General features: G+C 71.3%; 22 protein-coding genes. 10 read left to right on the top strand and 12 right to left on the bottom strand.

Annotated elements, in window-relative coordinates:
* The first annotated feature begins 61 nt into the window (after positions 1–61).
* The gene (locus PCA76_RS15760) at positions 62–925 is read left to right on the top strand and encodes a phosphatase PAP2 family protein (protein WP_272618979.1); all 864 of its coding nucleotides are present in this window, start codon (positions 62–64) and stop codon (positions 923–925) included.
* Between the two features lie 27 nt (positions 926–952).
* Here PCA76_RS15760 and PCA76_RS15765 read toward each other — a convergent pair whose 3' ends face one another.
* Entirely contained in the window at positions 953–1,780 is an 828-nt protein-coding gene (locus PCA76_RS15765) for a CPBP family intramembrane glutamic endopeptidase (protein WP_272618980.1), read from the bottom strand.
* Between the two features lie 114 nt (positions 1,781–1,894).
* Complete coding sequence (locus tag PCA76_RS15770) at positions 1,895–2,638, bottom strand: SAM-dependent methyltransferase (RefSeq protein WP_272618981.1); 744 nt, start codon at positions 2,636–2,638, stop codon at positions 1,895–1,897.
* A 74-nt stretch (positions 2,639–2,712) separates the two neighbouring features.
* Between PCA76_RS15770 and mug the strand changes: the two genes are divergently transcribed.
* Positions 2,713–3,282, top strand: coding sequence for a G/U mismatch-specific DNA glycosylase (mug, locus tag PCA76_RS15775; RefSeq protein ID WP_272618982.1), 570 nt, complete (start codon positions 2,713–2,715; stop codon positions 3,280–3,282).
* Here the strand turns inward: mug and PCA76_RS15780 are convergent.
* Both PCA76_RS15780 and PCA76_RS15785 read right to left on the bottom strand, forming a co-directional pair.
* A complete protein-coding gene (locus tag PCA76_RS15780) occupies positions 3,279–3,794 on the bottom strand; it encodes an SRPBCC family protein (RefSeq protein WP_272618983.1) in 516 nt (171 codons plus the stop codon). The genes mug and PCA76_RS15780 overlap by 4 nt on opposite strands.
* The gene (locus PCA76_RS15785; RefSeq protein WP_272618984.1) at positions 3,791–4,153 is read right to left on the bottom strand and encodes an ArsR/SmtB family transcription factor; all 363 of its coding nucleotides are present in this window, start codon (positions 4,151–4,153) and stop codon (positions 3,791–3,793) included. Before PCA76_RS15785 ends, PCA76_RS15780 begins: the two co-directional genes overlap by 4 nt.
* 112 nt (positions 4,154–4,265) lie before the next feature.
* On the opposite strand from PCA76_RS15785, the gene PCA76_RS15790 reads away from it, so the two are divergent.
* Complete coding sequence (locus tag PCA76_RS15790) at positions 4,266–5,366, top strand: calcium:proton antiporter (protein WP_272618985.1); 1,101 nt, start codon at positions 4,266–4,268, stop codon at positions 5,364–5,366.
* Positions 5,367–5,412: 46 nt separating this feature from the next.
* On the opposite strand, the gene PCA76_RS15795 is transcribed toward PCA76_RS15790, so the two are convergent.
* On the bottom strand, positions 5,413–6,669 hold the full coding sequence (locus tag PCA76_RS15795) for an RNA polymerase sigma factor (protein WP_272618986.1): 1,257 nt from the start codon (positions 6,667–6,669) through the stop codon (positions 5,413–5,415).
* Between the two features lie 3 nt (positions 6,670–6,672).
* Entirely contained in the window at positions 6,673–7,065 is a 393-nt protein-coding gene (locus PCA76_RS15800) for a YciI family protein (protein ID WP_272619410.1), read from the bottom strand.
* 234 nt (positions 7,066–7,299) lie between these two features.
* Between PCA76_RS15800 and PCA76_RS15805 the strand changes: the two genes are divergently transcribed.
* Entirely contained in the window at positions 7,300–7,509 is a 210-nt protein-coding gene (locus PCA76_RS15805) for a hypothetical protein (RefSeq protein ID WP_272618987.1), read from the top strand.
* Positions 7,510–7,513: 4 nt separating this feature from the next.
* Here PCA76_RS15805 and PCA76_RS15810 read toward each other — a convergent pair whose 3' ends face one another.
* Positions 7,514–7,879 carry a hypothetical protein gene (locus PCA76_RS15810; protein WP_272618988.1) on the bottom strand — a complete coding sequence of 122 codons (366 nt, stop codon included), beginning with the start codon at positions 7,877–7,879 and terminating at the stop codon, positions 7,514–7,516.
* Positions 7,880–8,074: 195 nt separating this feature from the next.
* Between PCA76_RS15810 and PCA76_RS15815 the strand changes: the two genes are divergently transcribed.
* Positions 8,075–8,818, top strand: coding sequence for a neutral zinc metallopeptidase (locus PCA76_RS15815; protein WP_272618989.1), 744 nt, complete (start codon positions 8,075–8,077; stop codon positions 8,816–8,818).
* A 120-nt stretch (positions 8,819–8,938) separates the two neighbouring features.
* Positions 8,939–9,595, top strand: a complete 657-nt coding sequence (locus tag PCA76_RS15820; RefSeq protein ID WP_272619412.1) for an HAD family hydrolase — start codon at positions 8,939–8,941, stop codon at positions 9,593–9,595.
* Between the two features lie 95 nt (positions 9,596–9,690).
* Here PCA76_RS15820 and PCA76_RS15825 read toward each other — a convergent pair whose 3' ends face one another.
* From PCA76_RS15825 to PCA76_RS15840, 4 genes are all read right to left on the bottom strand, one after another.
* Positions 9,691–12,246 carry an ABC transporter permease gene (locus tag PCA76_RS15825; protein ID WP_272618990.1) on the bottom strand — a complete coding sequence of 852 codons (2,556 nt, stop codon included), beginning with the start codon at positions 12,244–12,246 and terminating at the stop codon, positions 9,691–9,693.
* Positions 12,246–13,013, bottom strand: coding sequence for an ABC transporter ATP-binding protein (locus PCA76_RS15830; RefSeq protein ID WP_238661268.1), 768 nt, complete (start codon positions 13,011–13,013; stop codon positions 12,246–12,248). Before PCA76_RS15830 ends, PCA76_RS15825 begins: the two co-directional genes overlap by 1 nt.
* A 358-nt stretch (positions 13,014–13,371) precedes the next feature.
* Entirely contained in the window at positions 13,372–14,058 is a 687-nt protein-coding gene (locus PCA76_RS15835; RefSeq protein WP_272618991.1) for a response regulator, read from the bottom strand.
* Between the two features lie 163 nt (positions 14,059–14,221).
* Complete coding sequence (locus PCA76_RS15840; protein WP_272618992.1) at positions 14,222–15,136, bottom strand: RecB family exonuclease; 915 nt, start codon at positions 15,134–15,136, stop codon at positions 14,222–14,224.
* A 140-nt stretch (positions 15,137–15,276) separates the two neighbouring features.
* On the opposite strand from PCA76_RS15840, the gene PCA76_RS15845 reads away from it, so the two are divergent.
* From PCA76_RS15845 to PCA76_RS15855, 3 genes are read left to right on the top strand one after another with little or no spacing between them, the layout of a single operon-like run.
* Complete coding sequence (locus PCA76_RS15845) at positions 15,277–16,368, top strand: site-2 protease family protein (RefSeq protein WP_442930265.1); 1,092 nt, start codon at positions 15,277–15,279, stop codon at positions 16,366–16,368.
* The gene (locus PCA76_RS15850) at positions 16,365–17,366 is read left to right on the top strand and encodes a tRNA (adenine-N1)-methyltransferase (protein WP_442930229.1); all 1,002 of its coding nucleotides are present in this window, start codon (positions 16,365–16,367) and stop codon (positions 17,364–17,366) included. The genes PCA76_RS15845 and PCA76_RS15850 overlap by 4 nt, the downstream gene beginning before the upstream one ends.
* A gap of 46 nt (positions 17,367–17,412) precedes the next feature.
* A complete protein-coding gene (locus PCA76_RS15855; RefSeq protein ID WP_272618994.1) occupies positions 17,413–17,985 on the top strand; it encodes a hypothetical protein in 573 nt (190 codons plus the stop codon).
* A 49-nt stretch (positions 17,986–18,034) separates the two neighbouring features.
* Here the strand turns inward: PCA76_RS15855 and PCA76_RS15860 are convergent, their stop codons facing one another.
* Positions 18,035–18,328: a ferredoxin gene (locus tag PCA76_RS15860; protein WP_272619416.1), complete on the bottom strand. Its 294-nt coding sequence runs from the start codon at positions 18,326–18,328 to the stop codon at positions 18,035–18,037.
* 178 nt (positions 18,329–18,506) lie between these two features.
* On the opposite strand from PCA76_RS15860, the gene arc reads away from it, so the two are divergent.
* On the top strand, positions 18,507–20,291 hold the full coding sequence (gene arc, locus PCA76_RS15865; RefSeq protein WP_272618995.1) for a proteasome ATPase: 1,785 nt from the start codon (positions 18,507–18,509) through the stop codon (positions 20,289–20,291).
* The last annotated feature ends 3 nt before the right edge of the window (positions 20,292–20,294 follow it).

The following is a 20,294-nucleotide window of genomic DNA, read 5'->3' on the forward strand; positions in this document are numbered from 1 at the left end:
CGGCGGCCCCGATCTGTCCAGCGAGGCCAGCACGAGCGAACGTCACCGAATCGAGGGACCTGTGGACACCGCGGAGCTCTCAGCGGCGCGGCCGGCGGCACCCGGCCGGCGAGCCGCCGCACTGCGCCGGGCGATGCGTGAGCTGGGCCTCGTCGCCGCACTGTTCCTCGCCTACAAGGCGGCACGGGTGGCGGTGGCCGACCGCGCATCGACCGCAGTGGGGAACGGGGAATGGATCTGGCGGGTGGAGCGCCTGATCCACCTGCCCAACGAGGCCGCCGTCCAACGTCCCGTGCTCTCCCTGGATTTGTTGGTGCACCTCGCCAACGGCTACTACGCGTACGTGCACTTCCCCGCCACGGCCATCTGTCTCATCTGGCTGTACGTGCGACACCCCGTGCACTATCTCTGGACGCGTCGGATGCTCGCCGGGCTCACCGCGGCGGCACTGGTGCTACACATCCTGGTTCCGCTGGCACCGCCGCGACTGACCGCCCTGACCGGCATGGTGGACACCGGCAGCCGTTACGGGCCCGCCGTCTACGGCCCACCCGACACGGACGCGTTGAGCAACCAGTACGCCGCGATGCCCTCCCTGCACGTCGGTTGGGCAATCGCGGTCGCCGTCGCCCTCATCGCGGTGACCGGTGGGCGCCTGCGGTGGCTGTGGCTGGCGCACCCGCTCGCCACCCTGCTGGTTGTCGTGTGCACGGGCAACCACTACTGGCTCGATGGCATCGTCGCGGCGATGGTGCTGACCGCCGTCTGCCTGGTGCTGTCCACGCCCCGCACCGGCGGCCGATCGATCCACCCGCTGACGCGGCACCCGACCGGATGGCCCCGCCAGCGCGTACGGGCGCCGCAGGCGCCAGCCGGGCAACCACCCGCGCACGTCGACCCCGGTGACGTCCTGCGAACACCATGACCCGCCACCCCCGGCGCGGGTAACTCGTCACCTGATCGGCTCTGGTTCTCGTGCCTGCCAGTGCAGGCGGTTCCGGTGGAGCCGTTCCATGGCCATCCAGCCGAGCGAGAACGGTATGGCGCCCATGGCGACGAATCCCAGAACGTCAGATCCGGTCACGTCGAAGACGGCGCCCACCTCTCCGAACAGTTGGGCGACGCTCTGGAACGCCACGTGGAAGCCGATGCCCGCCCAGATGTCGCCGGTGGCGACCCGGAAGCCGCCCAGGAGAAGCGCGAAGACGAAGAAGAGCAGCAGTCTGTCGAGGGAGACTGCGGCGCCGACGAGGAACCCGAACAGGGTGAACAACACGGCCTGTCCGATGAAAGCCTGCCAGGCCGGCAATCGGGTGGCGAGATTGCGCTGGAGATAGCCGCGGAAGACGAGTTCCTCCGGCAGCGCCTCGTACAGGAAGACGAGTACGACCAGCAGCGCCGCTACGCGCAGGGCGTCCGTCGCGGAGGTGCGCAGGCTGATCTCGACCCAACCGAAGCCGAGGCAGAGCGCGAACCCGATGGCGGCGGGAATGAGCCAGCAGGCCATGCCGAGCAGCAGGCGCCTGCCGACACGCCGGGAGGGCAGCCCGAGGCCGGTCCAGGGGCGACGGTCGAGCAGGCGGCGGGCGGCCACCACCAGGGGGACGACGAGCACTGTCGTGAGGATGGCCCTGGCGACGTGGGTCGGGCGGTCGTAGTCCCGGCCGAGCAGGGCGCCGTGGTAGAGGAACAGCCACACCAGCACGGTGCCGGTGAACACGATGAGGATTCGCCAGTGCAGGGCGAGGCGAGAGTCGGGGGACGTCCGGGTATCAGACACGTCAGGCTCGCTCTCCGACACGGCACGGCGGACCTCTCCGCACGGCGCAGCGTAGCCACCGGCGTCAAAGGCGGACCGTGGTCACGGCCAGCAGTCGGCGTGCCAGCGGGGCCGTCAGCGACCGAGGACGAGGTAGGCGAGGCCGAGGACGCCGCGGTAACCGCCGACGTACTGGCGCAACCGGTCGTCGAGTTCCGCGCGGACATCGGCCGAGCGGGGATCCTCCGGGTACGTCAGCAGCCACTCCTGGCGACCCGCGAGCCAGGTGGATTCGAAGTCGTCCCACTCCCGTTGGTCGGCGGTACTCAGGTGCAGCACCCGCCAGCCGCGCTCGCGGGCGGCTTCGACGAGCCCTGGGAGGGTCGTGACCTCCGTGCCGAAGATCTGCTCGACCTCCGGCGTCGGGGGACGTTCCCAGTACGCGTCACCGAACAGCAGCCTTCCACCGGGTCGGACCACGGTGGCGAGCGCGTCGAGGGCGGCGCCGCTGCCGCCGAAGGCGTGTGCCGAGCCGATGCAGAGGACCCGGTCGGCGGGCTCCTGCCAGGCCGCCGCTTCTCCCATCACGAAGGCGACGTGCCGGTTCAGCGACCGACCCGCGGCCAGCCGCCGCCCCCGGTCGAGGGCGGCATCGTCGGTGTCGACGCCGACGCCCCTCGTCGCGACCGGACCGGACACACCTCCGGCGGCGACCGCCCGCAGCAGCAGCTCACCCCAGCCGCAGCCGAGGTCGAGGACGCGCGCGCCCGGGCGGACGTCGAGTCGCTGCAGCAGCACCGACGCGTGCTCCTGGGACAGCGGAGTGTTCCAGCGCATCCGGGCGTAGCGGCTGGCGGCGAGGTGGTCGGTTGACTGCATGCGTTGAGGGTGCCAAGTCGTGATCGTCGGCGTGCGGCGGGTCCGGTGCCCGGGCGTACGGCAGGATCGGTGGCGTGGACGTGGGACGTGGGGGGCCGGTGCGGCGGCCGACCCCGCAGGAGGTGGCGGCAGCCGCCGGTCGGGGTCTGGCGGACGTGATCGGCCCTGGCCTGCGGGTGCTGTTCTGTGGTTTCAACCCGGGCCTCTACTCCGCTGCCGTGGGGCTGCCCTTCGCCCGGAAGGGCAGCCGGTTCTGGCCGGCCCTGCACGGTGGCGGCTTCACCGACCGGGAGCTGCACCCGTGGGAGCACGACGAGCTGCTGCGACAGGGCCTGGGCATCAGCAGCCTGAGCAACCGGGCCACCGCCCGTGCCGACGAGCTGACGTCGGCGGAGCTGGTGGCCGGGGTCACGGGGTTGGCGGTGAAGGCCGAGCGGTACCGGCCGCGGTGGGTGGCCGTCCTCGGGGTGACCGCTTACCGGATCGCCTTCGTTCGGCCCAGGGCCGGGCTGGGTCCGCAGCCGGACCGGCTGGGCCCGGCCCGGGTCTGGGTGCTGCCGAACCCCAGTGGCCTGAACGCGCACTTCCCGCTGCCGGCGTTGACCGCCGAGTTCGCCAACCTGCGGCGGGAGCTCGGCCCCTAGCCGTGCAGTGTGCCGGCCTCGGCGGCCAGCCCCTGGTAGTAGGGCTGCATGGCGGGGTGGTAGTCGTCGAACTGGGGACGGGGTGAGCCGTCCCGGGACGCGACGAGCATGTCCAGGTAGTACTCCCAGCCGGCGCCCACCTCGGCGACGCCCTCCAGGCTGCTGAGGTGCTGGACGAACCGCAGCTCGGTGGTGCCCTCGGTCTCGGCCAACGTCAGCTCCAGCATCCACGTGCCGTAGCTGTCGATCATCGAGACGGCAAGGTGCCGCTGTGGCTCGCACGCGTCGATGCGGACCTCACACCAGGGCTGCTGTTCCTCGTACGCCATCTGGACCCGGATGGTCCGTCCGGGGCCGGCGTCGCCCTCCCACGGGCCGAACCAGCGGGCCGTGCGCTCCGACTCGGTCAGGCTGGCCCAGACGTCCGCCACCGGGGCGCGGAACGTCCGGGTGAGCACGAGATCGTTGCCGGTGGCGGTGCGAAACAGGCGTCCGGCGGGTGTACGGGTCATGCCGTGTGCTCCCTTCGGTGCTCCGCCGGGCCGCGACTGCGGCGCTCTCGGCGGGTGCGATAGACCTCGGTCTCCAACGCGTCGAGGTGCCGCTCCCACCCGTGGGTGGCGGCAAGCCCGGCGAGCCAGTCGACCAGCGGGGCGAGCGGGCCGGGGTCGAGCCGGTAGATCCTCTGCCGGCCGACCATCTCGTCGCGGACCAGCCCGCTCTCGCGCAGCACTCGCAGGTGGCGGCTGATCGCGGGCCGGCTGATCACGAATCGCTGGGCGATGTCGCCCGCGGACAGCGGCTCGTCGCGCAGCAGGGTCAGGATCTGCCGCCGCACCGGGTCCGCGATCGCGGCGGCCACCTCGTCCACCCCGGAAGCGTAACCCAGAAGTTACGGTTCCGGGATAGTGAGGGCATCGCCACCCGCATATCACCGCGTCGATGGTGGGCACATGATCACCTGACCTGGCACTCTGTATGACATGGTCGCCCTCCTTCGTTCCCGCCTGACCGACTGGACGTTTGTCGTACCCGTGCTCGCCGTCCTGATATTGATGGTCACCTGGGGGCGGAGCCTGCCTGGGCCCGTCATCGTGGTCGTCGCGGTGCTGCTGGGCGGCGCGGTGCTCGCGGCCGTGCACCACGCGGAGGTGGTCGCCCACCGGGTGGGGGAGCCGTACGGGTCCCTGGTGCTCGCTGTCGCGGTCACCGTGATCGAGGTCGCCCTCATCGTCACGCTGATGATCAGCGGGCCGGAGAAGACCCAGTCGCTCGCCCGCGACACCGTCTTCGCCGCCGTCATGATCACGTGTAACGGGATACTCGGCCTGTCCCTGCTGCTCGGGGCGCTGCGCCGTCGCGTCGCGGTGTTCAACCCGGAGGGCACCGGCGGTGCGCTGGCCACCGTGATCACCCTGGCCACTCTGAGCCTGGTCATTCCGACCTTCACCACGGCCCGGCCCGGCCCGGAGTTCAGCCCAGCCCAGCTCGTCTTCGCCGCCGTCGCGTCGCTGTCGCTCTACGGGCTGTTCGTGCTCGTGCAGACCGGCCGGCACCGCGACTACTTCCTGCCGGTCGACAGCCGGGGCAAGGTCATCGAGACGGAGGAGCACGCCAAGCCGCCCACGACCCGCGCGGCGATGGTCAGCCTGGTCCTGCTGCTGGTGGCGCTGGTCGCGGTGGTCGGCGACGCCAAGACGGTCTCCCCGACCATCGAGGCCGGGGTCGCGGCGGCGAACCTGCCGCACGCGTTCGTCGGCGTGATCATCGCCCTGTTGGTGCTGCTGCCGGAGACCCTGGCCGCCGCCCGCGCCGCCCGCCGCGACCGCGTCCAGACCAGCCTGAACCTCGCGCTCGGCTCGGCGATGGCCAGCATCGGCCTGACCATCCCGGCCATAGCGATCGCCTCGATCTGGCTCGACGGTCCGCTGCTGCTCGGCCTCGGCGGCACCCAACTCGCACTGCTCGCGCTCACCGCGGTGACCGCCGTGCTGACCGTGGTGCCGGGCCGGGCCAACGTGCTGCAGGGCGGCGTGCACCTGGTGCTGATGGCCGCGTTCGTCTTCCTGGCCGCCAGCCCCTGACCCGCCAGCCCCTGACCACCCGCCGCTGACCCGTCCTCCCGGCGGCTCAGTCGGCGGCCGGCGGGTCGCCCGCGAGGCGGTCCGCGCGGGCGTTCAGGTAACGCTGCTGCGCCAGGTTCGTCGACCGTGCCGCCGCCATCCGGTACGCCTCCCGCGCCGCGACCCGCTCACCGACCAACTCCCACAGGTGGGCGCGGGCGGCCGGCAGTCGAGGGTCGTCGGCCAGCCGCGCGTCGTCGACAAGGTCGGCGAGCAGCGCCAACCCGGCCGACGCCCCGCGGCTCATCGCGACCGCCACCGCGTGGTTGAGCGCCACGACCGGGTTGTCGTTGATGCCCAGCAGCACCTCGTACAGGGCGGTGATCTGCGCCCAGTCGGTGGCCGCGGCGCTGGGCGCCTCGTCGTGCACGGCCGCGATGGCCGCCTGGAGCTGGTACGGCCCGACGACCCCGCGCGGCAGCGCCCCGGTGATCAGCTCGACCCCCTCGACGATCTGGTCGGTCCGCCACCGTCCGCGGTCCTGCTCGGCCATCGGCACCAGTTCGCCGTACGGGCCGATCCGTGCCGGCGCGCGGGCATCGGTGAGCAGCATCAACGCGAGCAGCCCGGTGACCTCGGGATCCTCGGGCAACAGGCGGTGCACCAGGCGGGTCAGTCGGATCGCCTCGGCGGTCAGGTCGGCGCGCATCAGTCCCGGGCCGGCGGTGCGCGCGTACCCCTCGGTGAAGATCAGGTAGAGCACGTGCAGCACGGCGGCGAGCCGGTCGGCACGCTCGGCGTCGGTGGGTGGTGCGAACCGCAGCCCGCTCTCGCGGATGCGCTGCTTGCCCCGGCTGATCCGTCGGGTCATCGTCGCCTCCGGCACCAGGAACGCGCGCGCCACCTCGGCGGTGCTCAACCCGCCCACCGCCCGCAGCGTGAGCGCGATCTGCGACGCCGGCGACAGCGCCGGATGGCAGCACAGGAACACCAGGATGAGCGTGTCGTCGGCGTCCGCCGGGTGTCGATCGGCCGCCGGGGCGCGCCACTGCTCCGGCAGCCCCCACCGCGCCACCGTGTCCTCCCGTCGCATCCGGGCCTGCTCGCGGCGCAGCAGATCGGTCAGCCGGCGGGACGCGACGGTGATCAACCAACCGCGCGGATTCTCCGGTACGCCGTCGCGCGGCCATCCGCCGGCCGCGGCGATCAGCGCCTCCTGCACCGCGTCCTCGGCGGTGTCGAAGTGCCCGTAGCGGCGTACCAGCGCGCCGAGGACCTGCGGCGCCAGTTCGCGCAGCAGGTCCTCGATGGGCGTCTCCGGCACCGGTCAGCCGGCCAGGTCCTCGACGCCTTCCAGCACCGGCCGCACGTCCACGTACCCACCGGGGGCGTCCGGGTCGACAAGCCCGGCGGCGATCTCGGTGGCCCGGTCGAAGCTGGCGCACTCCACGATCGTGTAACCCGCGAGGACCTCCTGCGTCTCCGGGTACGGGCCGTCGGTGACCACGGGTGCGCCCCCGCGTACCTGCACCCGGCGGGCGTGCACCGGCTCGCTCAAGCCCCGGGCGTCGACCAACTCCCCGGATTCGGCCAGCTCCTGGTGGAAGGTCTGCATGTGCTTGTGCATCGCCGCGATCTGCTCAGCGGACATGGCCGGCCGGTCGGTCGCACGGCCGGACAGCACGTCGTAGTCCTGCTGCGAGCCGTACAGCAAAATCATGTACTTCACGGTAGATCCCTCCTAAGGCCGGAACCCCTCAGCGCCGGTCCACCAGAGACGTCGAAGCCCCAACCCCCACCCGGACAAACCCCACCCACCCCTTTTCCGTCGATCATGAAGTTGTTGCCGCGACACGCCGGCATCGATGACAACAACTTCATGATCGACAGGGCGGGGCGGGGGTAGGGCCGGGGGAGGGGTGGTGGGTTGTGGGTGGTGGTTAGGTTGGCGGGCATGACGACGGTGTGGGTGGTGGTCGGGCTCTTCGCGGTGGTGGCGGGTCTGGCGGCTGGGGTCCTGGTTCGGCGCGGGCGGGCACCGTCGAGCGATGGCGACGAACCGGCAGCTGGGCGGGATGCCCGGGCTCGGCAGCAGCGGTACGAGGCTGAGCGGCACGGCGACCAGGGTGACACGTGGCAGCGCGGCCGCGACTCCAGCGGCTGACCGGTCACTGCCCGTAGGAGCGCCGGAGACGGTTGTTGATCAGGTAGTTGAGCCGGTGCCGCAGGTATCCGAGGGTGCTCTCACCCGGCACCTCCCCGTCGGTGGTGAGCGTCCAGCGCAGCGCGCAGTCCTGGCTGCCCGGCGCGGCGGCCAGGTCGAAGCGGATCCGGTCGAGCGGCCGGTGCGGCCACAGCGACGACCAGACCACCAGCACCGGCGCGTACCCCGCCACCACCCGAGGTGGCACCTCGTCGTCCCGCAACTCCAACCAGGCCCGGCTGCCGGCCTCGTACGGGTCGCACAGCGAACGCCACACGATGTGCGGCGGAGCCGGCAGACGGCGCAGACGGCTGCCCAGTTCGTGCACCACGACCCTCCTCACCGGACGGCCAGACCCGCCCGGCCCATTGTGGCCGCCCAGCACCACGCGCCGCGAGCCGTTGCCGTCGAGCGACCACAGCCGTGAACCGTTCGGCGCTGGCGTACGTGACACCGGTGCGTATGCGTGGCGGTCGTATCCTCGGGGTACTGCGCAGCGCGAGCACCGACGCCAGGGGAGGGCACAGTGGGAGCACGGCCAGGACGTGAGGCCCGGGGCCCGTTGGCCGGTCTGCTGATCGCCGCACTGGTGTCCCTCGCCTGCGCCGGCGGTGGGCTGGCCGAGCCGGACGGTGAGCGCCCGGCGCCGGACCGGTCGCAGGCATCCCCGGGGCCGAGCACCACCCGGGCCGACAGCACCACCAGCGTGGCCGAGTTCGAGCAGGACGTCGCCGACGCGCAGGCGATCGCCGAGCGGTACTGGGCGGCCCAGTTCAAGGCGTCCGGGCAGCGGTTCCAACCGATCCGGCGGATCACCCCGTACCAGCGGGCGGGCGAGGTGTCCTGCGGCGGCCAGCCGTTGCCCCGCAACAACGCCGTCTACTGCTCGCAGGGCGACTTCATCGCGTACGACGTCAACTGGTCGGTGGCGGCGTTCCGCCAGGTCGGCGACGCGTTCGTGTTCTACCTGCTCGGCCACGAGTACGCCCACGGCATGCAGGTGCGGCTCGGCATCAACTACAGCTACACCATCCAGCAGGAGTTGCAGGCCGACTGCATGGCCGGCGCGTACCTTGGCGACTCGGTGCGCTCCGGAGTCCTGACCCTGGCCGAAGGTGACCTGGACGAGTTCCGGGAGGGGGTGGCGGCGGTCGGCGACGACCCGGACCAGCCGTGGTTCGCGGAGGGCTCACACGGCACCTCCGAGCAGCGCACCGACTCGTTCTTCCGCGGCTACGAGCGCTCGCTTGCGGCCTGCGACCTGGGCTGAGCGGGTTGCCCGGATCACGTCGGCGCCCACCGTGACCACCGGTGGTGGTCGGGCCTGGCAGGATCGCCGGTGTCGGCTACGACCCTGGAGGATCCGCTGAGCAGCCATCACCCCGCCGCCGTGCTCTTCGACATGGACGGCACGCTGGTCGACAGCGAGAAGCTGTGGGACGTCGCGCTCCAGGAACTCGCGAGGGAGTACGGCGGGGAGCTCTCCGCCGACGCCCGCCGGTCGATCATCGGCACCAACATGGCCGAGTCGATGCGCATGGTGCACGACGACCTGGGGCAGCCCGAACGGGATCCGGAAATCAGCGCGGCGTGGATCAACGCCCGGATCCTGGAGCTGTTCCACACCGGGCTGAGCTGGCGGCCGGGCGCTTTCGCCCTGCTGCGCGCGGTCCGTTCGGCGGGGATCCCCACCGCGCTGGTCACCTCCAGCGGTCGGGCGTTGGTCGAGATCGCCCTGGACACCCTGGGTCGGGACAACTTCGACGCGGTGGTCTGCGGCGACGAGGTGGTGGCGACCAAGCCGCACCCGGAGCCCTACCTGACCGCGGCCCGACTGCTGAGCGTGCCGATCGAGCGTTGCGTGGCGATCGAGGACTCGTCGACCGGGGTGGCCAGCGCGTTCGCCTCCGGTGCGGCGGTGCTGGCCGTACCGGCGGAGGTGGCACTTCCGAGCACTGTCGGCGTACACCAGCGGGAAAGCCTGACCGGCGTGGACCTGGAGTTCCTCGCCGGGCTGTTGACCGACCGGGCCGGCGCGACCAGCTGACGCGGTCGGCGCGCTGGCGCCGACGACACAACGACCAGGCTGGACGGCCGAGGCCCCCGATCGCACATGGCGACCGGGGGCCTCGGCGGTGCCGATCAGTCGTGGGCGATCGCGCCCAGGACGTTGATTCGAGCCGCCCGGATCGCCGGGAGCACCGCGGCCACCACCCCGATGAAGGCGGCGAGACCGAGGAAGACCCCCATCTGCCCCCAGGGCAGGATCAGGTCGGTGATCCCCTCGTCCTTCAGCGCCTCGACCACCGCGGCGCCGAGACCAGTGCCGACCACCACGCCGAGCAGCGCTCCGAACACGGAGATCACCACCGCCTCCACGGTGATCATGCCCATGGTCTGCGACCGGCGTAGGCCGATCGCCCGCAGCAGCCCCAACTCGCGGGTCCGCTCCAGCACCGACAGCGCGAGGGTGTTGATGATGCCCAGCACGGCGATCACGATGGCCAGCGCCAACAGGATCTGGATCATCGTGAGCAGCCCGTCCAGCTGACTCATTTGCTGCTTGATGAACGCCTCCCGGTCGGCCACCGACACCTCGGGGCTGTCCGCGAGCAGCGTCTCCACCTGCGGCTGCACGTCGGACACCCGGGCGCCGGGTGCCAACTGGATGAAGCCCTGGATGGGCTGCGGGATGGTGAAGTCCTTCGCCGCCGTCGCCGGCAACGTCACCGGGTTGGTCAGCTGGGACGACTCGTAGATGCCGCTGACCGTGTACGCGCGCTCCTCGCCCCGGGTCAGCTGCACCTTCACCGTCGAGCCCACCGACCAGCCACGCGACGTCGCAGTGTCCGAGCTGGCCAGCATCTGGGTCGGCCCGAGCCGGTCGATGTCACCGGCGGTGGCCTTCGCGCCGAAGATCTGCCGCAGCGACGCGATGTCGCTGCTCGCCGCGACCCAGGTGCTGGTGCCGTCCACCTTCGCCATGTCGCCGTACTCGCCGTCGACCAACTGCACGCCGGGCAGGGCCTTGGCCTGGTCCAGCACACCCGGGTCGAAGCTCGGCGGACGCGGACCGCCCTGCTGGCCGGAGATCACCAGCTCGGCCTTGATGGTGTCCTGGGCGAGCGCGCTGATGCTGCCCTTCGCCGAATCCAGGATCACCGTGACGCCGGTGACCAGCGCGATTCCGACCATCAGCGCGGCGGCGGTGATCGCGGTGCGGCGCGGGTTGCGCCCGGAGTTGAGCCGGCCCAGCTTGCCCGGCACCGACCAGGAGAAGATCGCGCCGAGCAGGTTCACCACCGGCCGGCTGATCAGCGGGGTCAGCAGTGCCACCCCGATGAAGGCGAACAGCACACCGCCCAGGATGGTGGCCAGCGTCTGACCGCCGGCGTTGCCGCTCAGCCCGAGGAAGAGCAGCACCGCGCCGATGCCGGTGACCACCGACCCGGCAACGGTGACCTTGGTCAACGGCCGGTCCGGGGTCGCGACGTCCTGCATCGCCGCGATCGGCGGGATCCGGGACGCCCGCAGTGCCGGCAGCAACGCCGCCACCACGGTGATGATCAGGCCGACGGCGAACGAGCCGATCACCGCCGCCGCCGGCACACCGATCCCGGCCAGGGTGAGCCCACCGGCCAGCTTGCCGAACAGGAACGCCAGCAGCGCGCCCACGCCGATGCCGGCCGCCAGGCCGAGCACCGACGCGATCAACCCGACCGCGATCGCCTCCAGCACCACCGAGCCGATGATCTGCCGCCCGCTGGCCCCGATGGCGCGCATCAGCGCCAACTCCCGGGTCCGCTGCGCCACGATGATCGAGAAGGTGTTGAGGATCAGGAAGGTGCCCACCAGCAGCGCCACCGCGGCGAAGCCGAGCAGGATCTTGTTGAAGAAGGAGAGGCCCTCCTTCAGGCTGGCCGAGGCGTCCGCGGCCACCTGCTCGCCGGTCTTCACCTCGAAGTCCGCGCCCAGGGTGCGGGCCACGTCGTCGCGCAGCGCCTCGTCAGAGACCCCACCGGCGGCGCGCACCGTGATGCTGCTGAACGTGTCGGGCTCGCCCAGCATCAGCCGCTGCGCCACCGGCGTGGTGAAGAAGACCTCGTTGACCCCGCCGATCGAGTCGCGGTCACCGCTGTAACCGAGGATGCCGACGAGGGTGAAGTCCCGCTTCTTCGACTCGAACGCGGTGAGCACGCCGACCTTCTGGCCGACCTGCACCTTCGCCGTGGTGGCCAACGACTTGTTGATGACGATCTCGTCCTCGGCCTGCGGCGCGCGCCCCTCACGCAGTTGCAGCAACTCGCTCTCACCGGTCCAGTTCTCGCCCAACTGCGGCGGACCGAACGAGGTGACCACCTTGCCGTTGCTGCCGATCACCCGGGCGCCGTCGGCGTTGACGACGCCGGTCGCCGAGGCCACCCCCGGCACCTGCTTGGCCCGGTCCACCACGGCCGCCGGCAGCGGGGCGGCGGTCTGCTCGCCCTCCATTTCGTTGAGCTGCACCTTCGGCTTGGCCGCGACGTTCACGTCGATCTCGGAAAAGCCGTCGGCGAAGACCGAGTCGAAGGAACGACCCAACGTGTCGGTGAGGACGAAGGCGCCCGAAACGAACATCACCCCGAGCACCACCGCCAACCCGGACAGGATCAGCCGGACCTTGCGGGCCAGCAGACTCTTCAGTGTCGCGCGGAACATCAGTTGCCCACCTCAGCGGGAGTGTCCAGCTTCTTCATGGTGTCCAGCACCGTCTCAGCGGTCGGCTCGATGAGCTCCGAGACGATCTCCCCGTCGGCGAGGAAGACCACCCGGTCGGCGTACGCGGCGGCGGTCGGGTCGTGGGTGACCATGACGATGGTCTGGCCGTGCTCGCGGACCGAGTTACGCAGGAAGTTGAGCACCTCCGCGCCGGAGCGCGAGTCCAGGTTGCCGGTCGGCTCGTCGGCGAAGATCACCTCGGGGCGGGAGACCAGCGCCCGGGCGCACGCCACCCGCTGCTGCTGCCCACCGGAGAGCTGCGCCGGCCGGTGGTCCAGCCGGTCCCGCAGACCGACCGTGTCGATCACCGTGTCGTACCAGGCCGGGTCGGGCTTGCGCCCGGCGATCGACAGCGGCAGCAGGATGTTCTCCTTGGCGGTCAGGGTGGGCAGCAGGTTGAACTGCTGGAAGATGAAGCCCACCTTGTCGCGGCGCAGCTTCGTCAGCCCCGCGTCACCCAGCCCGGTGACCGTCGTCTCACCGATCGCCACCGTCCCCCGGGTCACCGAGTCCAGGCCAGCCAGGCAGTGCATCAGCGTCGACTTGCCGGAACCCGACGGCCCCATGATCGCGGTGAACCGGCCACGTTCGAACTCCGCGCTGACCCCCCGCAGCGCGACGACCTGAGCCTCGCCGCTGCCGTACACCTTCCACACGTCGTTCGCCCGGGCCGCGGCCTGCGCCTGCTGGCCTACCGTCGCGGTCACGTCATCTACCTCTTCCGTCTGTCCGTCCGTATCCACGCCGCCCCCCGATGGTCCGGCGTGACTGTTCCATCATCGGCGCTGCTCACGCCCGTCCCGTCCGCCCGTGGGGGGACCCTGCGCGGATTTCCCGCTGCGGGTGCACCCCCATGCCGGGTCAGGGTTGCCCCTGACCCGACGACCGGTCGACCGCATTCCCACGCGGCGACGGGCGGCCGACCCGGACACTTCCGCCTGACGCCACAGAAGGGTCAACCGCGCTACGCCATTTCCGGTCACGGTAGGTGACGACGGCAACGGTCGCCGTCCCCCCACGGAGGGATCTTCGAGTACGCCGGGTGAGGTATCCGGACCGGCGGAGCTACGCCCGAGGGCGGACCAGCCCCGACTCGTACGCCAGCACCACCGCCTGCACCCGGTCGCGTAGCCGCAGCTTGGTCAGCACATGCCCGACGTGGGTCTTGATGGTGGTCTCGCTGACCGACAGCACCGCCGCGATCTCGGCGTTGGACAGCCCTCGGGCGACCTGCACCAGCACCTCGCGCTCCCGGTCGGTGAGCGCGTTGAGCGCCGCCGACGGGGTTGCCGCCGGGTCGGGCAGCAGCTCGGCGAAGCGGTCCAGCAGCCGCCGCAGGATCCGCGGCGCCACCACCGCGTCCCCACCGGCCACCGTGCGGATCGCCGAGATCAACTCCTCGGCCGGCACGTCCTTGGCCAGGAACCCGCTGGCCCCGGCGCGCAAGGCACCCACCACGTACTCGTCCAGGTCGAACGTGGTCAACACCAGCACCCGTACCGGCAGCCGGGCGTCGACGATCGCCCGGGTCGCGGCCACCCCGTCCATCCGGGGCATCCGGATGTCCATCAGAACGACGTCGGGCAGCAGACGGCGGGACAGCTCCACCGCCTCCAGTCCGTCACCGGCCTCCGCCACCACGTCCAGGTCGCCCTCGGCGCCCAGCACCATCCGGAACCCGGTACGCAGCAGCGGTTGGTCGTCGGCGAGCAGGATCCGCACCGGCCGCGCCGAGGCCCCCCAATCGGTCATCTCGTCTCCCGTTCCGCCGACGTCGTGCTGCCGCACCGGTCATCCTCGCGTACGCCGGCCGGTGCGTCGCGGATCACCGTAGAGGCCGGCCCGTCGCCCTGACCCGACCGGAGCGGTACCGCTCCGGTCGGCCTCCGGGGTCACCGGGGGGAACCGGAGGCTGTTACTCGTCGGAGCCCGGCGTGACCGGGGCGGACCGGGAGTCGCGCAGCGGATCAGCGGTCACCGCGGTGACCGGGAACGGCGGCGGCGTGCCGCCGAAGCTGGGGCACAGCGCCTGGTGGCTGCACCAGTCGCAGAGCCGGCTCGGCCGGGGCCGGAAATCCTGCCGGACGGTGGCCTGCTCGATCGCCCGCCACAGCGCCACGACCGTGCGCTCGAAGCGAACCAGCTCGTCGGCGTCCGGCGTGTAATCCAACACCTCGGCGTCGCGCAGGTAGAGCAGTCGCAGCACCTTGGGCACCACCCCGCGGGTGCGCCACAGCACCAGCGCGTAGAACTTCAGTTGGAACAGCGCCCGCGCCTCGAACGCCTCCCGGGGAGCGCCACCGGTCTTGTAGTCGACCACCCGCAGCGCGCCGTCCGGGGCCACGTCGAGCCGGTCGAGGTAACCCCGGATCAGCAGCTCGTCGTCGACCACCGCCGAGATCAGACTCTCGCGCTCGGCCGGCTCCAGCCGGGTCGGGTCCTCCACCGCGAAGTAGCCCTCCAGCAGCCCGGCCGCCGAGCGTAGGAACTCCGCCGGACCGGCCGGCTCGGCGCCGTCGAAGAGCTCGGCCAGATCCGGCTGCTCGGTGACGAGGCGGTCCCACTGGGGGGCCACCAGGTCACCGGCCGCCGCCGGAGTGCGGGCCGGCGCCGGCAGGTCGAACAGGCGCTCCAGCACCGCGTGCACCAACGTGCCCCGGGCCTGCTCGACGGTCGTCCGCTGGGGCAGCCGGTCGATGCTGCGGAACCGGTAGAGCAGCGGGCAGGTCTTGAAATCAGCCGCACGCGATGGGGACAGCGAGGCCCGCACCGTCGGCGGCGCCTGCGCCGGGGAGGGGGGCTGGGGAGTGGTGACCGGTTCCGCCGTCATGTCGGCAAAGGTTAGGGCACCGGTGTGACACCGACCGCCGCCCGCCCCGCACAGCGACGGTCCGTAGCATCGTGCCGATGGAGCAGACATCCCGGCCGCCGCGCCGACCCGACCGGCGCCTCGGCCTGAACGTCGGCCGGGTGTTCGGGGTCCCGCTGCACCTCAACGGCTCCATGGTCCTGCTCGCGGTGCTCATCGCCGTGCTGTACGCCGAGTTCGCCCGCCGACAGCTGGACCTGCCGCAGATCAGCGGCTACCTGATCGGCTTCGGATTCGTGGTGTCGCTGCTCGGCTCGGTGCTGCTGCACGAGTTGGGCCACGCCCTCACCGCCCGGCGGTACGGCATCGGTGTGCGCGGAATCACCCTCGAACTGCTCGGCGGCTACACCGAGATGGACCGGGACGCCCCGTCCCCCCGCGTCGACCTGCTGGTCTCGCTGGCCGGCCCGGCGGTCTCCGCGGTGCTCGGCGGCCTCGCGGTCGCCGCCACTCTCGCCCTGCCCGAGCGGACGGTGGCCCACCAGCTCGCCTTCCAGCTCGCCGTCAGCAACGTCATCGTCGCCGTGTTCAACAGCCTGCCCGGGCTGCCGCTCGACGGCGGCCGGGCGCTGCGCGCCGCGGTGTGGGGGCTGACCCGCGACCGGCACCTCGGCACCGAGGTCGCCGGGTGGGCCGGCCGCGTCGTCGCCGTCGGCACCGCAGCCCTGGTCCTGCTCCTCACCCTCGCCAACTATCTGGCGCCGCTGGCGCTGCCGCTGATGCTGCTGGTCGCCGTCACCCTCTGGCGTGGCGCCGGGCAGTCGATCCGGGTCGCCCGGGTCAGCCGCCGGTTCTCGCTGATCGACCTCTCCCGGCTGGCCCGTCCGGCGTGGCCGGTGGCCACCGGCACGCCCCTGGCCGAGGCCCAGCGCCGACGCGCCGAGGGTGGCCAGCCCGGTGCAGCCCTGCTGGTCACCGACTCCACCGGCCGGCCGGTGGCGCTGGTCGACCCGGCCGCCGCCGACGCGGTGCCCGTCGAACGCCGACCGTGGCTGGCGGTGGACGCCGTCGCCCGGTCACTGGGGACACTTCCCACGCTGCCGGTCGGGTGGGACGGCGAGCAGGTGATGGAGGCCGTACAGACCCACCCGGGCGCGCAGTACGTGGTGACGTCAGGCGAAGATGTCGTCGGCATTCTGCACATCGCGGACCTGGCACAGCTCCTCGAACCCAACCGGAAGATGACACCGTGACCGCAACTCCCTCCACCGTCCCGGCCGACCCCGCCACCCCGGCGCTGACACCCGTGCACCGTGGGCCGTTCCGGCCCGGCGACCGGGTTCAGCTGACCGACCCCAAGGGGCGGATGCACACCGTGACGCTGGAGCCCGGCAAGGAGTTCCACACCCACCGGGGCATCCTGGCGCACGACGCGCTGATCGGGCTCCCCGACGGCAGCGTGGTGACCACCTCCGGTGGCGGCACCGCGTTCCTGGCCCTGCGGCCACTCCTGTCGGACTACGTGCTGTCCATGCCGCGCGGCGCTCAGGTGATCTACCCGAAGGACTCGGCGCAGATCGTCGCGATGGGCGACATCTTCCCCGGCGCGAAGGTCCTCGAGGCCGGCGCCGGCTCCGGCGCGCTGAGCTGCTCCCTGCTGCGCGCCGTCGGCACCGAGGGTGAGCTGCACTCGTTCGAGCTGCGCGACGACTTCGCCCACATCGCCAAGCGCAACGTCGAGGCGTTCTTCAACGGGCCGCACCCGTCGTGGCACCTGCACGTCGGTGACGTCGCGCAGTGCCAGGAGACCGGCTTCGACCGCATCATCCTGGACATGCTGACCCCCTGGGAGACCCTCGACATGGTCGAGCGGGCGCTGGTGCCCGGTGGGGTGTTCATCGGCTACGTCGCCACCACCCCGCAGCTCTCCGAGCTGGTGGAGGCGCTGCGCGAGCGCGGCGGCTGGACCGAGCCGCGGGCCTGGGAGTCCCTGGTGCGCGACTGGCACGCCGAGGGCCTCGCCGTCCGGCCGGACCACCGGATGATCGCGCACACCGCGTTCCTGGTGTCGGCGCGCAAACTGGCCCCCGGTGTCACCGCGCCGCCGCGTCGGCGCAAGCCCAGCAAGGGCAACGAGGCGTACGCGCAGCGCCGCCAGGACCTGCGCGAGGCGGAGGCGGCCCGACAGGCCGCCGCCGCGCAGGCCGCAGGTGCGCAGCCCGACGGTACGGGGGAGATGGACACGCCGTGACCATCGAGTGGGACTCCGGCACCGCCGAGCAGGGGGAGACGCTGGCATGAGCCGACCGGGTTACGGCGGCGGTGACCTCCCTGCGGTCTTTCCCGACTGGTCGCCCTACCAGGACCTGGAATCGGCGGCGCGGGCCTACCTGCGCGACCCGGACGTCGCCCTGGAGGCGCTCGGCGGCGTGCTGCGCGGCGCGTCGGTGCTCGGCTTCACCCTGGAACGCTTCGTCAACGAGGTCAACGGTGTGTGGCAGGAGGTTGTCGTCTGCGACGGCAGCCGGCTGATCCTCTGGCACGGCGAGGACGTACCGCCGGAGGAGGGCCCACCGGGCTCGATGACCTCGTCGCTGCGGGTGGTGCCGGTGTCGACCGTCACCGAGGTCGGCTGCCGGCGGCGGCTCAACCGCTCCGACAGCGGCGAGATCCGGGTCGACAGCATCGACGTCTATCTGCTGCTCACCTCACTCGACGAGGCGCCGCCGACCGAGGAGATGGCTGGCACTCCACGGCACGACGCGCTGCGCTTCGGCAAGACCCTCGACGACGGCGGGGCCGGGCAGATCGCCCGGCTGGAGGAGTTCGCGCGGCTGGTCGCCTCGGTGGTCGGTCGTCCGATGCTCTGAGGCGTACCCCACCCGCCGGCCGGGCCTCGCGGCCCGGCCGGCGGGTGGCTCAGTCTTCCTCGGCCTCCGGGCCGGCGACCTCGACACCGTCGTCGCGCACCACGTGGATGCAGTCGCCGGGGCATTCCTTCGCGGAGTCGATCACCTCGAGCCGCAGGTGCACGGGAACGTCGACCCGGCTGCCCGGCGCCATCAGCAGTTCGCCGTCGACGCCCTTGACGTAGGCGAGGCCGTCGACGTCGAACTCGAAGACCTCCGGCGCGTACTGCACGCAGAGCCCGTCGCCCGTGCAGAGATCCTGGTCCACCCAGACCTGCAGTTGGTCGGTCGCGACCTCGGCCACCGGTGCACCCCCCATGTTCTCGCGTCCCACGCTTCGACGGTACCTGAACGCCAGTAACGGCCCGTCAGGCCACCCTTGGCGATCAAGGTTCGGTGACGAGGGTGTTGCATGGGACCGAATCGGCCTCATAGCGGCTAGTGTTAGGGCAGAACGTTCAAGCCCCCCGGGGAGGTGGGACGTGGCAGCACGCAGCGACGACGCGGACTCGCGCGCCGCACGGTGGGAGAAGGAAGCCCACGATCTCTCCACGCAGGTCGCGTTCCTCCAGGAGGAACTCGCTCTGGTGCGGCGTAAGTTGACCGAAAGCCCCCGACACGTCCGGCAGCTCGAAGAGCGGCTGGCGGCCACCCAGGCACAGTTGGCGCGGCTGACCGAGAACAACGACCGGCTGGTGAGCACCCTCAAGGAGGCTCGCACGCAGATCGTGACGCTCAAGGAGGAGATCGACCGACTCGCGCAACCGCCGAGTGGCTACGGCGTCTTCCTCGCCAAGCACGACGACGGCTCGGTGGACGTCTTCACGGGCGGCCGCAAGCTCCGGGTCGCGGTCTCTCCCTCACTGGACGTGGCCGAGCTGCGCCGCGGCCAGGAGGTCCTGCTCAACGACGCGCTCAACATCGTCGACGCGTTCGGCTACGAGCGGGTCGGCGAGGTCGTGATGCTCAAGGAGATCCTGGAGGGGCCAGGCGGTGGTCCGGGAGACCGGGCGCTGGTGGTCTCCCACTCCGATGAGGAGCGCATCGTCCACCTCGCCGAGACGCTCATCGGCTCGACGATCCGGGCCGGCGACTCGCTCATGATCGAGCCCCGCTCGTCGTACGCGTACGAGCGGATCCCGAAGAGCGAGGTCGAGGAGCTGGTCCTGGAGGAGGTGCCCGACGTCGACTACGGCGACATCGGTGGCCTCCAGTCGCAGATCGAGCAGATCCGTGACGCGGTGGAGCTGCCCTTCCTGCACGCGGACCTGTTCCGTGAGCACCAGCTCCGTCCGCCCAAGGGCATCCTGCTCTACGGCCCGCCCGGCTGCGGTAAGACGCTCATCGCCAAGGCGGTGGCCAACTCGCTGGCCAAGAAGATCGCCGAACGGCAGGGCAAGGAAAAGCACACCAGCTTCTTCCTCAACATCAAGGGCCCCGAGCTGCTCAACAAGTACGTCGGCGAGACCGAGCGGCACATCCGGCTGATCTTCCAGCGCGCACGGGAGAAGGCCGGCGAGGGCACCCCGGTGATCGTGTTCTTCGACGAGATGGACTCGATCTTCCGGACCCGCGGCTCCGGTGTCTCCTCCGACGTGGAAAACACCATCGTCCCGCAGCTGCTCAGCGAGATCGACGGCGTGGAGGGGCTGGAGAACGTCATCGTCATCGGCGCCTCCAACCGGGAAGACATGATCGACCCGGCGATCCTGCGCCCCGGTCGGCTCGACGTGAAAATCAAGATCGAGCGACCGGACGCCGAAGCGGCCAAGGACATCTTCTCCAAGTACATCCTCTCCGGGCTGCCCCTGCACCCGGACGACCTGACCGAGCACGGGTCCGACCCCCAGGCCACCGTCGCCGCGATGATCGACGCCGTGGTGCTGCGGATGTACTCGGAAACCGAGGAGAACCGCTTCCTCGAGGTCACCTACGCCAACGGTGACAAGGAAGTCCTCTACTTCAAGGACTTCAACTCCGGCGCGATGATCCAGAACATCGTCGACCGGAGCAAGAAGATGGCCATCAAGGAATTCCTCACCTCCGGCCGCAAGGGGCTGCGCCTACAGCACCTGCTCGACGCCTGCGTCGACGAGTTCCGCGAGAACGAGGACCTCCCCAACACCACCAACCCCGACGACTGGGCGCGCATCTCCGGTAAGAAGGGCGAGCGGATCGTCTACATCCGCACGCTCGTCTCCGGTGGCAAGGGCGCCGAGGCCGGCCGGTCCATCGAGACCGCCAGCAACACCGGCCAGTACCTCTGACCG

The sequence above is a fragment of the Micromonospora sp. LH3U1 genome (assembly GCF_028475105.1).
GTDB lineage: Bacteria > Actinomycetota > Actinomycetes > Mycobacteriales > Micromonosporaceae > Micromonospora.

Bases quoted from the DNA above. Each gene is read 5' to 3' on its own strand.
- PCA76_RS15770 (WP_272618981.1), bottom strand. From the start codon at position 2,638: ATGCAGTCAACCGACCACCTCGCCGCCAGCCGCTACGCCCGGATGCGC.
- PCA76_RS15780 (WP_272618983.1), bottom strand. From the start codon at position 3,794: ATGACCCGTACACCCGCCGGACGCCTGTTTCGCACCGCCACCGGCAAC.
- PCA76_RS15790 (WP_272618985.1), top strand. From the start codon at position 4,266: ATGGTCGCCCTCCTTCGTTCCCGCCTGACCGACTGGACGTTTGTCGTA.
- PCA76_RS15800 (WP_272619410.1), bottom strand. From the start codon at position 7,065: ATGATTTTGCTGTACGGCTCGCAGCAGGACTACGACGTGCTGTCCGGC.
- PCA76_RS15805 (WP_272618987.1), top strand. From the start codon at position 7,300: ATGACGACGGTGTGGGTGGTGGTCGGGCTCTTCGCGGTGGTGGCGGGT.
- PCA76_RS15825 (WP_272618990.1), bottom strand. From the start codon at position 12,246: ATGTTCCGCGCGACACTGAAGAGTCTGCTGGCCCGCAAGGTCCGGCTG.
- PCA76_RS15835 (WP_272618991.1), bottom strand. From the start codon at position 14,058: ATGACCGATTGGGGGGCCTCGGCGCGGCCGGTGCGGATCCTGCTCGCC.
- PCA76_RS15840 (WP_272618992.1), bottom strand. From the start codon at position 15,136: ATGACGGCGGAACCGGTCACCACTCCCCAGCCCCCCTCCCCGGCGCAG.
- PCA76_RS15855 (WP_272618994.1), top strand. From the start codon at position 17,413: ATGAGCCGACCGGGTTACGGCGGCGGTGACCTCCCTGCGGTCTTTCCC.